Raw genomic sequence first — 13,038 nt, forward strand, 5'->3', positions numbered from 1 at the left:
GCGACAATGAGGCGCAAGACGACACCACCCTGCACTGAAGACGATACCACAAACGACTTCCACCGCAATGAGCGAAACACGAAAAACAGACCGCTCATTTCGATGAGGACTGCGCTCCGCTTCGCCGCGAGTACCCGCGAATGAACTCCCTGACGACGCTCAGAAAATAAACGAGCTGCATCTTCTTGGCGTAGACGAGGCTCTCGCGCTCAAGCGAGAGCGCCGATCCAAGATAGGTTCCGAGAGCACGCAAAAGCTTCACGTAGAACCAGCGGGGGACGTTGAATATCCTGTACGGGTCATCCTGGTCCACGGGAGTGTTCGCCACGCAGGTCTTGGCGGAGTTGCGGTAATACAGGGAGAAATACTCCTTGGTCATGCGCCCGGGCGGCGTGACGTGGCGCACGGCCACGTCCGGCACGTACAGCATTGCCTCGCCCCGGTTCTTGGCCATGTTGCACCAGACGCTGTCCTCGTTGGTGGCCGGGCCGCCGGTTGCCGCGTTCACCTCGCCGAACGGGCCGATTCTTTCGAACGCCCGCCGCCTGGCGAAGAAGTTCGCGCCGATGGGCGTGCACATCCCGGGTTCGTGGTAGCTCTTCACCTCGCCGCCCTTGTTGTGGTCCACCAGGGGGCCTTCGGCGATGTTGTAGGGGTCCTCCCAGTGGACCCAGGACGGAAACTCCATGCCCTCGGGCGGCACCGGGACCACCCTCCCCCCGAAGACGTCGCATTCGGGATGCCCGTCCAGCGCCCGGCGCGCTTCGTTGATCCAGTTTTCCGGCAGCAGGACGTCGTCGTCGGTGAAGGCGAACGCGTCGCCCCGGGCCATGGAGAGCGCCCTGTTCAGCGCGGCCGCCTTGCCGCGCCTGGTTTCCACCGCGCTCCTGAAGATATCGGGGCAAAGGCCCTCGTATTCGCGCAGCACGTCCCGGGTGTGGTCGGAGGAGTTGTTGTCGATGACGATCACCTCGAGCACGTCCCGGACATTGGCCGGGATCAGGGTGGCGAGAGTGCGCCTCAGGCTCTCGGCCCTGTTGTAGGTGCAGATGATGATGGATATCGTCATGGTTCTCCCCTGCCCGCGCCGGTCACATTTCCCGGATGTTCCAGCTGTAGTCGTGCAAAAGCGCCCACTTTTGCTCTGGCAGCTTGCCCGTGCCGTAGAAGTCGTCGGCCTCCACGTCGAAGGCCCCGGCCTGGCGCACCAGGTCCTGGATGCGGCCGTAGCTCTGCAGGAACACGTGGTAGTAGTAGCCGCCCACGTTCAGGGGCAGGCGCGGGATGATGCACTCCAGCCGCCCACGTTCAGGGATGGAGCCGTCGAACTCCTGCCCGGAGATCTTGTTGGAGAGCTCCAGCAGGTGCACGTTCTTGTCCGAATGCAGCCAGAACGTGACCGTCAGGTCGCCCAGCGCATCGTCGGCCACCTTCTCGTAGGCCGCCACGATCTTGAGCGGGGCCCCGGCCTTGGCCGAGGGGAGCCTGTTGCCGGATTCGTCCTCGATCCAGGTCTCGGTGAAGCGCAGGCAGCCCGCGCCGTAGCGGTCCGTGCGCTCGCGCAGGGAGACCGAAGCGGCTTCGGACACGCCGTCGACGTAGCGGTCGATCACCTCCTGCACGCCGCCGTCCATGAGCACCCGCCCGTGCGAGAGGAGGATCGCCCGGGAGCACAACGTGGCCACGGCGTCCAACTGGTGGCTGACGAAGAGCACGGTGCGCCCGCCCTGGGCCACCTCCTGCATCTTGCCCAGGCACTTCTTCTGGAAGGAGGCGTCGCCCACGGCCAGGACCTCGTCGATGACCAGGATCTCCGGCTCCAGGTGGGCGGCCACGGAAAAGGCCAGGCGCATGGTCATGCCCGAGGAGTAGCGCTTGATGGGCGTGTCGATGAAGCGCTCGAGCCCGGAGAAGGCCACGATCTCGTCGAACTTGGCGTCGATCTCGGCCTTGCGCATGCCCAGGATGCTGCCGTTCATGTACACGTTCTCGCGCCCCGAGAGCTCCGGGTGGAAGCCCGTGCCCACCTCCAGCAGGCTGGCCACGCGCCCGTTGATGACCACGCGGCCCTTGGTGGGCTCGGTGATGCGCGAGAGTATCTTCAGAAGCGTGCTCTTGCCCGCGCCGTTTCGCCCGATGATGCCGAGGACTTCTCCCTCGGCCACCTCGAAGGAGACGCCATCGAGCGCCCAGAGCACGCCCTCGCCCTCCTCCTCGCCCGAGTAGGTGTCCAGGGCCTTGAGGTTGCGGTAGTTCCTGAGTGGGGCCTTGACCCAGGACAGCGCGGCCGACAGGAGCGAATCGTGGATCTCCTGCTTGAGGCCCAGCCTGTAGCGCTTGCTCAGGTTCTCGACCCTGATGATGGGTTCGCCGGATTTCATCTCATGCTTCTCCAGGCGCGTATCGATGCCTCGCCGCGGCCCTAGGCCACGTCCGCGAAGATCCGTTCCTTGTTGCGGAAGTACACCGCCCCGGACACGGCCAGGGCCGACGAAACCACGAACCCCAGGGCCACCGCCCCCCAGGGCATGGGCACCGTGCCCAAAAGCGCGGAGCGGAAGCCCTCGATGACGCCCACCATGGGGTTCAGCGAGTACAGAAGCGCGTACTTCTCCGGGACCAGCGACGCGGGGTAGACCACGGGCGCGGCGTACATGAAGAGCTGCACCAGGAAGTTGAGCGAGAAGTGCACGTCGCGGTACTGGATCGAAAGGGCCGTGAGCCACATGCCGATCCCGGCGGCCGTGAGGATCATGAGCAGGATCAGAAGCGGCAGCACCACCACGTAGCCCGTGGGCGCGATGCCGTACCAGGCCATGATGCAGGCCAGGATGGCCATGGAGATGCCGAAGTCCACCAGCTTTGCCAGCACCGAGGAGAGCGGCAGCACCAGGCGCGGGAAGTAGACCTTGCGGATCATGTTGGCGTTGCTGACCAGGCTGCCCGCGCTGTCGCCCAGGGCGTTGGCGAAGTAGGTCCAGGGCACCAGGGCCGTGAAGCTGAAGGCCGCGTAGGGCGCGCCGTCGGAATCCACCTTGGCCAGGTGGCCGAAGATCACGGTGAAGACGAGCATGGAGAAAAGCGGCTGGATCACCGCCCAGCCCACCCCGAGCATCGACTGGGCGTAGCGGACCCGGACGTTTCTCCAGACCAGGAAGAAGAGCAGGTCGCGGTACTCGTGGAGCTCCCCGAGGTCCAGCGCCTTGAGGCCCTTCTTGGCTTCGATGACCACCTGGTGGCGGTTGGAATGCGTCGTGCTCATGGCGGTTCAGTCCGTCTTTTTGGGTTTGCCGATCTTGTACAGGGGGTCGCCCACGGCCGACATGGCCCAGCGCACCGTGGGCGTGGCCATCAGGTAGGCCTCGGCGAAGCAGTACTCCCCGGTCCAGAAGCGCGCGAACAACACGTCGCCGCGCGTGAACCCCTGGACGTAGGGCTCCACCACGGCCCCGAAGGTCGCCGTGACGCCGTCCGCCAGCAGGCCGTGCACCCAGCTGCGCGGCTTGGCCTCGCGGACCTCCACCAGCGAGTCCGACTTGAGGAACGCCGCAACCGAGCCCGTGGGCCAGGGCGTGTCCCTGAGCTTGCGCAGCCCGGTCCCGGAGGCGAACAGCCACATGACCGAATCGTCCAGGCCGAGGGTCTTGAAGGCCTCGGCTGGCTGCGTCCCGGCCTTGACCCCGGCGCGCCGCGCGGCCTCGGCGGCCCTGCGCCCGAAGTCGTCGTCCGCGAAGGCCGCCGCGCCGGACGCGGCGGTCACGGAGGCCTCGGCGGCCAGGGCCTTGTCCACCAGGGACATGGCCGTCTTCGCGTCCGGCCCGTCCAGGCGGGTGACGAGATAGAGCCCGTACGTGCCCTCGAAATGGGCGTCCCTGGTGAAGAGCGGGTTGTCCGTGCCCATGATCCGGCCCCAGGAGTAGTAGCCGAAGGGATCGGTGAGGATGGAGTCCACCGCGCGCCAGCCGTCGCCCAGGGGCATGCCGAAGCAGGGGACGATCACCTTGATCTTCCCGGCAAGCCCCCTGGACAGCAGGTGTTCGCGCACGGGCCGGGCCGCGTGCTCCTCGCAGCGGAAGAGGTGGGCCGCTTTGGGCAGCCTGAGCTTCAGGATGTTCTCCTGGGGCACCTTGCGCTTCTCGGCGTAGTGCTTGGCCACGGCCAGGGAGGCGTCGTCGCCGTCAACGGCCAGGAGCAGCACCTCGGAGGGCTCGGGCGAGCGGGCGGGCCTCGTGGCCAGGGGTTTGCTCACGGCCTCGGGGCCCATCTCGCCCTTGGCGTCCACGGCGCGGACCCGGTAGGAGTAGGCCACGCCCGGAGTGACCGTGGCGTCGCGGTAGAAGCAGGGCCTGAGCGCCGGGAGGTGGATCCTGCCGGAGCTGCCGCCCGTGGGGTGGTTCACTCCGACGATCTTGGAGACGCGCCCCAGCACCTTGAATTCGGGCTCGCCCTCGGCCTTTCTGGCGATCTCGTAACCCTGCACCGGGGCCTCGGGCGAGCGCTCCCAGAACACGGCCACCGCGTCCGCCCCGGACGCGGCGTAGACGTTGCGCACGGCCCTGGGCGCGCCCTTGGCGGGAGCGCCCGGCAGGCCCGGCAGCACCTGGCTGGCCTCGATCTCGCCCCTGTCGCCGTAGGGCTTGAGCAGGAAATTGCGCACGGTCCCGTTTTCCAGGCCGTCCACGGCGAACTGCGTGGCCTTGCCGCAATCCTTGACCAGCTTGAGCGATTTGACGTTGAACCCGGCCTCGTCGCCAGCGGTGATGGAGTAGACGCCGACGCCCTTGACCCCGGCCGCGCCAGCCTTGGCCTCGTCCAGCTTCCAGCGCAGCACCACCGAGCCGTCGCGCCCCTCGGCCGTGGCCTCGGCGAAGACGCCCTGCGGCTGCGGCGCTTCCGCCGCCAGGCACGCCAACGCGGCCAGCAAGGACGCCAGGGCCGCGAGGAGAACGGTGCGGAAGGTCTTCATGCGTGCGCCCTCCCGCCGCCGGCCAACTGGCCGTAGAGGTTCTCGTAGGCCCTCACGTAGGCCTGGCGGGAGAAGGCCTCGCGCACGCGCTCCGGGTGGTTTTTCCTGGCCCAGGCCATGCGCCCGGGGTCGCCCAGGAGCTCAAGCACGCCCCGGGCCACGTCGCCGGGCCTGCCGGGCTCGACCACGATCCCGGCCAGGCTTTCGCCCAGGGCCTCGCGACACCCGCCCACGTCGGTGGACACGACGGGCAGCCCGGCGGCCATGCACTCCAGGAGCGCGTTGGAAAAGCTCTCTGAATCCGACGTGAGCACGCCCACGTCGAACCCGGGCAGCAGTTCGGGCACGTCCAGCCTGCGCCCCAGAAGGCGCAAAGCTCCGCCCAGGCCGAGCTCCGCGCCCAGCGCCTCGACATCCGCGCGCCCGGGGCCGTCGCCCACGACCACGAACACGGCGTCCGGGCGTTCGGCGCGCACCAGCGCCGCCGCCCGCACGAACACGTCCACGCGCTTCACCGGGCGCAGGTTGGCCACGATCCCGACCACGGGCGCGTCCCCCAGGACGCCGAGGGCCGCGCGGGCCCGGGCGCGGGCCGCGCCGTCCGGGGCGCTTTCGGGAAGGTCGATGCCGTTGTGGATCACGCGGATCTTCCCCGCCGGGACCTTCTCCATGCGCTCCACCCAGCCGGCCGTGTCGCGGGAGTTGGCCACGAAAACGTCCACGCCGAGATTGAGAATCCTGGTCAGCAGCATGTCCCCCGGGCGCATCCAGTAGCCCTGGCTCTTGCGCCCGGCGGCCACGGCCGTGCGCGGGGCCAGGAGCGAGGCCGCCACCCCGGCGATGGAGGAATCGCGGAAGTGCACCTGGAGCACGTCCACCCTCTCGCGGCGAAGCCAGGCCCCGAAACGGAGCACGACGGACAGGCTCCGCAGGCTCTTGAAGGAGGCCACGCCGAGCTCGCGCACCGGGCAGAGCCTGAACTCGCGCTCGATCCAGTCCGAGCCCCTGAGCACGCACAGCGTGGGCTCGAAGCGCGCGCGGTCCAGCCCCTCCAGCAGCATGAGCAGCTGGCGCTCGGAACCGGCCGAGGGCGACTCGATGGTGTCGATAAGAAACGCCACGCGCACCCTCTTCATGGCCGCCTCCTGGAGGACCGCGCGAAGAGCTCCAGCCACATGCCCGCGCCCAGGCCCAGGTGCACGGCCGCGAAGACCAGGGGCAGGCGGGCCATGTGCGCCGTCCCGTGGCGCGCGGCGATCCTGGCCGACTCCCCCAGCACGGCCAGCGCGTAGAGCGCCGCCGGAACCGACAGCACGCCGAGGATGGCGCCGAACGCCGCCCCGGCCGAGAGCGCCCAAACGGCAAAGGCCAGCGCGTAGAGCGCGAAGAAGGCGAACACGCAGGCGGGCACGGCGGTGGACAGCCCGAAGCTGGCCGGGTGCTTGCGCGCAAGGCGCACGCGCCCGCGCCCGTAGCGCACCATCTGTCGCCACAGTCCGGAAAGGCTCTCGCGGGGGTAGTACTTCACCATGAGCCTGGGGCTCGTGTAGCTGGCGAAGCCGCCCCGCTCCACGCGCCAGTTGAACTCCACGTCCTCGCAGGCGTCGAAGGACTCGTCCACGTAGCCCACGCGCTCGAAGACCCGGCGGGTGTAGGCCGCGCCGTTGCTCACGGGGCTGGCGAAACCCTCGAACCCGCCGTAGATGAGCGAGCCGCCGCCGTGCCCCAGCCAGGAGGCCCGGGCCAGGGCGATGGAGCGTTGCGTGCCGGTGATGTCCGGCGGGTCCAGGTGCTGGGGCCTGCCCAGGCAGTCCGCCCCGCTCTCGGACAGGCAGGCCGCCACCTGGCGCAGGTGGTCGCGCCCGGGGATCAGGCAGTGGCCGTCCACCACCAGGAACACGTCCCCGCGCCCGAGCCGGAAGCCCAGGTTGCGCCCGGCGCTGGAGCGCCTCAGCGGGTTCTCCACCAGGCGCACGTTGGGGTGCGCGCGGGAAACGTCGTTCACGATCCTTGCCGTGGCGTCGTCGGACTGCCCGTCGGCCACGATGACCTCGAAGCGCTCGGCCGGGTAGTCCTGCTCCAGGAGCTGGCGCAGGGTGGAGCCGATGAACCGGGCCTCGTTGCGCACGGGCATGACCACGGTGATGAAAGGCAGCTCCGAGCCGGGGCGCGCTTCGGGCGAAGCCTCGGCGATGGCGGCCTGGGGGTTCACGCGGCCCTCCCGGCCAGCTCGCGGTAGAGCTTGGCGTAGCGCTCGGTCTGGGCGCCGAAGTCGAACTGCCCGGCCACACGCGCGAGCCCCGCCCGACCCATGGCCTCGCGCAGCCCGGGCGAGGCGGCCAGCTTGAGGATGGCCCGGGCCAGGGCCCGGTCGTCCCCGGCCGGAGTGAGCACGCCGCTGACGCCGTCCTCCACCACCTCGGGGTTGCCGCCCACGGCCGTGGCCACCACGGGCCTGGCGCAGGCGAAGGCCTCCAGGATCACGTTCGAGAGCCCTTCGGTGTGCGAGGGCAGCACGAACACGTCCAGCTCGTGAAAGTGCCTGCGGACCTGCCTGCTGAACCCGGGCAGGTGGAAGCGCCCCGTGAGCCCGAGCCTTTCGATCTCGCGCTCCAGGCTTTCACGCAAAAAGCCCTCGCCCCAGACCACGAAGTGCGTGTCGGGGCGGCTTTCGAGCACCTCGGCCGCCGCCCGGATCATGCCCAGATGGTTCTTTTCCGGCGAAAGCCGCCCGGCCGTGCCCACGAGCAGGGCGTCCCGGGGGATGCCCAGGCGGGCGCGCTCGGGCATGTCCGGGTCCGCTCCGGGCACGTCGCCCAGGTTGATGGCGTTGTGGATCACCTCGACCTTGCCCGCCGCCACCCCGGCGCGCACGATCTTCTCGCGCTGCCCGTGGGACACGGCCACCACCTGGTCGGCGAAGCGCAGAAAAAGCCGGTCGAGCTTTTCGTAGAAGCGCACCTTGGCGCACTCGCCCGTCCAGCCCCGCGACACCGCCAGCTTAGGCACGCCCGTCAGCCAGCACGCCAGGCGGCCCAGCACGTTGGCCTTGTAGCCGTGGCTGACAAGCAGGCCGACTCCACGGTTTCTCAGGATGTCGCGCAGGGCCAGCACGTTGCGCGGGTCGAAGGCGCGGTCGCCGTCCAGGCGGGCGGTGTCCAGCCCGGCTTCCTCGGCCAGGGCCAGGGTCTCGTTGTCCTTGCCGGTCTCGGTGAAGGAGATCACCAGGGGGCTGACCCCAAGCTCGCGCACGCGCTTCAGGTGCGTGAGTATCTGACGCTCGGGGCCGCCGAAGAAATTGGTGGCGATGCAGTGGGCCACGACCAGGGGTTTGTTCATGACCGCTTCGTCCTCGCCCAGGTTCTGGCGCTGCGGTTCAGGCGAGCGGCCACGAGGCTGGCCGTGAGGCACCAGAACACGCCCGGGAGCGCCCTGAGGGAGCGCAGCGCCCCGCCACGGCCGCCCATGGAGGCCGCGCCCAGGGCCAGCACGCAGCCCTGCGCGGCAAGGGCCGCCGCGCCCCAGGCCGTGAGCGCCAGCCCGCCGGTGATCGCGAGCCCGGCCAGGGCCGGGGCAAGCGCGCAGAGCAAAAGCTGCGGCAGGCTCGCGGTCATGAGCGACCACGCCGCGTCGGCCAGGAGCCAGTCGCGCCTGGCAAACGCCGAGGCGAAGAGGCGCGGCACGCGGGCCCTGGCCAGGTCGGCGTTCCCGGCGGCCCACCTGGCGCGCTGGATGCGCAGCTGCTCGAAGGTCTCGGGCAGGCGCGTGGTCACCTGCGTGTCCGCCAGGTAGGCCACGCGGACGCCGTTCTCCAGGAGCGCCAGGCCGTACTCGGTGTCCTCCGTGATGGAAAAGGCCTGCCAGGGGTTCTCGCGCAGCACCGTGGCGGAAAAGCACATGCCGTTGCCGCGCAGGATGGTCGGCAGCCCGAGCCTGGCCCGGGGCTCGTGGCGCAGGTCGTTCTCCAGCACGTTGCCCAAGACCAGGAGCCAGGAGAGCGGCGAGGCCTCGGCGTTGTCCGCTCCGTAGCGGCACTGCGCGGCCCTGACGCCCGAGCCGAGCGCCGCGGCGAAGGCCTTGAGCAGGTTCGGGGCGGGCCTGGTGTCCGCGTCGATGACCACCACCGCGTCGAAGGGTTCGGCCAGGAGGATGTCGAAGGCGTGGCGCAGGGCGTAGCCCTTGCCCCGGCGCGCGGGGTCCTTGCGTTCGATGACGCGCGCCCCGGCCTTCCTGGCCTTGTCCGCCGTGGCGTCGGAGCAGTTGTCGGCCACCACCACGGCCTGGAAGTTCCCGGCCGGATAGTCCAGGGCCAGGGTGGCCGCGAGCGTCTCCTCGATGCACTGCTCCTCGTCATGGGCGGGGACGACCACGGCGAAGCGCATGTCCGCCCTGCCCTGGCCGTAGCGCGGCAGGCCCGGCCAGCGCACGAGGTGCAGCACGGCGAGCAAAATCATGTTGAACGACCCGAGGCAGGCGTAGACGAGGAAAGGAATGCAGACGGCAAAGGCCAGGGTATTCATACGACACCTAGAAGGGCGCTGCGTCGAGCATTGAGATGCAGAACCTGTATTTGCCTGACCGCTCGGACTGGATGGAGCCGACCTCCTCCACCGCGAAGCCCATGCTGTCCCCGAAGCGTTCGCGCACCAGGGCCCCGAGCCCCTCCACGTCCGGGGCGGCCCCGCCCTCTTCCGGGACGATGCGGAAGCGCAGCAGGTCGATGCGCTCCTGGACGATCTGGAGCTGTTTGACCCCGTTGAGCTTCATGGCGAAGTTCTCGGTGAGCGAGATGCCCGAGATGTACTCGCCCGAGGCCGTGCGAACGTAGTCCGCGATGCGCCCTTCCAGCGAGCCCAGCAGGGGGTAGGAGCGCCCGCAGGAGCACGCCGGGGCCTTGAACGTGGCCACGTCGCCCACCTTGTAGCGGATGAGCGGCATGGCCCTGTTGGTCAGGTCCGTGACCACCACCGCCCCGGGGGTCCCGGCGGGAACCGGCTTGCCGTAAGCGTCCACCACCTCCACCACCAGGGTGTCGCAGTTGACGTGCAGGCCTTCGTGGGCCTCGCATTCGCTGGCGATGAGGCTCGCCTCCTCGCAGCCGTAGCGGTTGAACACCCGGGCCTGGAAGACCTCCTCGATCACGGCGCGCTCGAAATCGTGCAGGACCATGGCCGTGCTGACCACGCCCTTGGGCTTGAACGGCGCCAGGCCGCGCTCGCGGGCGAAGCGGGCGAAGAGGTAGAGCGAGTGCGCGTGGCCGAAGAGCAGCGTGGGCTTCAGGCGGATGAGTTCCGCGTGGAAGCGCGTCATGGCCGCCTCGTCCATGCGCAGGGTGTCCAGGGGGATGTGCCGGATCAGAAGCGCGTTTCGCAGCCACAGCCGCCAGTGCTTGGCGGCCTCGGGGTTGCCCCAGGCCGCGCCCACGCGCTCGCCCAGCCGCCAGCCGGTCCACATGTCGTGGCGGATGGCGCAGGCGCGCTTCCACTGCCTGCTGTCCTCGTCCATGTGCAGCGTGAGCGACACCCCGGTGGAGCCCGAGGTGGTCATGGTCACGAGCGAGGCGGGGTCGACCCCTTCGGCCAGCATGTCCTGGCGGCGCTCGCGGATGTCGTCCTTGGTCGTCAGGGGCAGCCCGGCCAGGTCGTCCAGGCTCTCGAGGGCGCCCGGCTCGAAGCCGCAGGCGCGCAGGCGCTCGCGGTGGAAGGGGCTTTTGGCCGCCGCGTGATCGAGGATCGCGCGCAGCCTCTCGAGCTGGTCCCGGCGCACCTCGGAGAGCGGACGGTACGGGGAATCGACCAGGCCCTTGAGGTGCTTGAGGTACGGGGTCTTCTCCCGCGCGGCCCACAGGGGCGCGATGACGCCGCGCGAGACGAAGGAGAAGAGGTCCGGGGTTCCGGAGACGGCGGCGGCCTGGCTCATGCGGCCCCCCGCAGCCCGCCGCTCCGGGCGTGGAGCAGGGGCAGCCCGCCCAGGCCCGCCAGCACCTGGCCCATGGGGCGGAAGCGGTAGCGGGCGATGAGGTCCGCCAGCCGTCCCGCGGTGCGCCCAAGGTTCACGTAATGCCTGAAGCGCGAGCGCAGCGGGCCGCGCATGCGCGGCTGGGCCGGGTCCACCTCCCAGGGGTGGACGTAGACGCAGAACGGCTGGCGCTCGCGCGAGTTGATGCGATTAAGCCCCCAGTGGGTCAGGGCCGAGGGGTAGAGGCGCAGGTAGCCGCCCCCGCCCACGGGCACGGTGGCCTTCACCCCGCCCGTGCCCACGCGCATGGTGCTGGGCGGAAATTCGACCAGGGGCCCGGCCGCCGTGGCCGCCGCGTAGGGGAAGCGCGGCGCGCCGGGCAGGCCGTAGATGTCGTGGCGGGCCGGGACGATGCTGGAGTCGTAGGTGAAGCCCTCCTCGGCCAGGATGTCCAGGGCCCAGAGGCTCTTGGCCGTGATGGAGTAGCTGGGCGCGCGGTAGCCCGCCACCCGGGAGCCCGTGATGTCCTCGATGAGGGCCTTGGCGCGCCGGACGTCCTCGCGGAAGGCTTCGGGGCCGTTTTTGTAGACCAGCTGATGTGCGTAGCCGTGGCAGGCAACCTCGTGGCCCTCCCCGGCGATGCGCCGGACCATGCCCGGGCGGCGCTCGGCCTCCCAGCCCAGCACGAAGAAGGTCGCCTTGACGCCGAGCCCGGCGAAGAGCTCCAGCAGGCGGCCGGTGTTGGCCTCCGTGCGCGACTCGAAGCCGTCCCAGTCCGCCGGGGAGACGCCCTGGGCGAACGCCTGGACGTGGAAGTAGTCCTCCACGTCCACGGTCAGGGCGTTGTGGATGGGGCCGTGGTCGTTTGGCATGCTCGCCTCTAGAACGTCTTCCTGAGCCTCAGCCCGACGATGTTCACCTGGTAGGAATCGCCCGTGCCACGGGTGATGTTGGAGAGCTTCCATTTGTAGTAGCCCTCCACGGAGAAGTTGCGCCCGATGTCGTAGGAAAGGCTGCCGTCGATGTACCAGCGGGCGTCGCCGAAGCCGCTGTCCAGGCTCGACTCGCGCGAGAGCCCGGCCCGGGCGGACAGGCGCGGGGTCAGCTCGTAGCTGCCGGAAAGGCCCAGGGAAACCTGCTGGGTGTTCAGGGTGTCCTCGCCGCTCAGGTAGGAGTAGGAGGCCCTGGCCTGCACCGAGCCGCGGTCGAACTGGAAGCCCACCGACGCCCCGGCCGTGGACTTGAGCGTGGGGTACCTGGTGGAGGGGTTGTCGGTGTATTCGGAGGTCAGGTTGGCGGAGAAGTTGGTCCTGCCGATAGTGTAGGACAGGGTGCCGTTGCCGTACGGGTTCACCGCCGTGGTGCCGTTGTCGTAGCGCGTGAACCTGGGGCCCGCCCTGAAGATCAGGTAGCCGTTGGGGGAGTAGTTCCAGATGATGCCCGCGTTGGGCACGTAGCTCTGGGTCCAGTAGTTCCCGTTGTCCAGGTGCTGGGCCTGGAGGTCCATGGTCAGCCGCAGGGTGGGGGTGAGCTCGTAGGCGGACTCGGCGAAGAGCATGTACGTCTGCCGGTTGGTTTCCCCGGCCGTGTTGTAGATCACCGTGCCGTACTCCACACCCACCCTGAACGTGGTGCGCTCGCCCAGCCTCGGGGTCATGTAGATTCGCGCGGTGATGTTGTTCTGGTTCACCATGTCGCGGGTGGAGTCCGTGGGGTTGGTCTCGCCCCTGGTCAGACTGCGGTAGACTTGGCGGTAGTTTTCCTCTCCCTCGAGGAAGAGGAAGTCCTGCATCAGGATCACGGAGACCTTGGCCTTGGCCCCGCCCTTGAACTCGTCGGTCCGGTTGCCCAGGGCGTAGAAGTTGTAGGAGCCGTCCACGCTGCCGTTGGCCCAGATGCGCCCGGCGTCCACGGTGACGCCGCCGCTGGCCGACACCGTTGTGTTCCAGTCCGGCTTCTTGTTCTTGTTGGCGACCTCGTTGACGTTGTCGTTGTACTCTTCGCCCACTCCCACCGTGATGTTGTAGTCGGTGGTCACTCCGTTTACGCCCGGAGGCATGATGAGCGAGCCCACGAAAACGGCCAGAAGAAGATGGCAATAGAGATTTTTCACT

The 13,038-nt window shown here is 69.2% G+C and carries 11 protein-coding genes; all 11 read right to left on the minus strand.

Annotated elements, in window-relative coordinates; genetic code table 11:
* Nucleotides 1-94: 94 nt before the first annotated feature.
* A complete protein-coding gene (locus tag ACZ5V4_RS03050; RefSeq protein WP_464316705.1) occupies nucleotides 95-1,069 on the minus strand; it encodes a glycosyltransferase family 2 protein in 975 nt (324 codons plus the stop codon).
* 22 nt (nucleotides 1,070-1,091) lie between these two features.
* Nucleotides 1,092-2,381, minus strand: a complete 1,290-nt coding sequence (locus ACZ5V4_RS03055) for an ABC transporter ATP-binding protein (RefSeq protein WP_464316706.1) — start codon at nucleotides 2,379-2,381, stop codon at nucleotides 1,092-1,094.
* A 41-nt stretch (nucleotides 2,382-2,422) separates the two neighbouring features.
* Nucleotides 2,423-3,262 (minus strand): ABC transporter permease, encoded by an 840-nt coding sequence (locus tag ACZ5V4_RS03060; RefSeq protein WP_464316707.1) that lies wholly within the window; start codon nucleotides 3,260-3,262, stop codon nucleotides 2,423-2,425.
* Between the two features lie 6 nt (nucleotides 3,263-3,268).
* Complete coding sequence (locus ACZ5V4_RS03065) at nucleotides 3,269-4,966, minus strand: TIGR03790 family protein (RefSeq protein WP_464316708.1); 1,698 nt, start codon at nucleotides 4,964-4,966, stop codon at nucleotides 3,269-3,271.
* Nucleotides 4,963-6,102, minus strand: coding sequence for a glycosyltransferase (locus tag ACZ5V4_RS03070; protein WP_464316709.1), 1,140 nt, complete (start codon nucleotides 6,100-6,102; stop codon nucleotides 4,963-4,965). The genes ACZ5V4_RS03065 and ACZ5V4_RS03070 overlap by 4 nt, the downstream gene beginning before the upstream one ends.
* Nucleotides 6,099-7,178 (minus strand): glycosyltransferase family 2 protein, encoded by a 1,080-nt coding sequence (locus tag ACZ5V4_RS03075; RefSeq protein ID WP_464316710.1) that lies wholly within the window; start codon nucleotides 7,176-7,178, stop codon nucleotides 6,099-6,101. The genes ACZ5V4_RS03070 and ACZ5V4_RS03075 overlap by 4 nt, the downstream gene beginning before the upstream one ends.
* Nucleotides 7,175-8,305: a glycosyltransferase gene (locus tag ACZ5V4_RS03080; protein WP_464316711.1), complete on the minus strand. Its 1,131-nt coding sequence runs from the start codon at nucleotides 8,303-8,305 to the stop codon at nucleotides 7,175-7,177. Before ACZ5V4_RS03080 ends, ACZ5V4_RS03075 begins: the two co-directional genes overlap by 4 nt.
* Nucleotides 8,302-9,420, minus strand: a complete 1,119-nt coding sequence (locus ACZ5V4_RS03085) for a glycosyltransferase family 2 protein (RefSeq protein WP_464316712.1) — start codon at nucleotides 9,418-9,420, stop codon at nucleotides 8,302-8,304. Before ACZ5V4_RS03085 ends, ACZ5V4_RS03080 begins: the two co-directional genes overlap by 4 nt.
* Before the next feature lie 73 nt (nucleotides 9,421-9,493).
* Nucleotides 9,494-10,885 carry a phenylacetate--CoA ligase family protein gene (locus tag ACZ5V4_RS03090; protein WP_464316713.1) on the minus strand — a complete coding sequence of 464 codons (1,392 nt, stop codon included), beginning with the start codon at nucleotides 10,883-10,885 and terminating at the stop codon, nucleotides 9,494-9,496.
* Nucleotides 10,882-11,796 carry an XrtA system polysaccharide deacetylase gene (locus tag ACZ5V4_RS03095; protein ID WP_464316714.1) on the minus strand — a complete coding sequence of 305 codons (915 nt, stop codon included), beginning with the start codon at nucleotides 11,794-11,796 and terminating at the stop codon, nucleotides 10,882-10,884. Before ACZ5V4_RS03095 ends, ACZ5V4_RS03090 begins: the two co-directional genes overlap by 4 nt.
* An 8-nt stretch (nucleotides 11,797-11,804) precedes the next feature.
* Nucleotides 11,805-13,037 carry a porin family protein gene (locus ACZ5V4_RS03100; RefSeq protein WP_464316715.1) on the minus strand — a complete coding sequence of 411 codons (1,233 nt, stop codon included), beginning with the start codon at nucleotides 13,035-13,037 and terminating at the stop codon, nucleotides 11,805-11,807.
* Nucleotide 13,038: the final 1 nt, after the last annotated feature.

The organism is Fundidesulfovibrio sp. YSD1, from assembly GCF_055397115.1.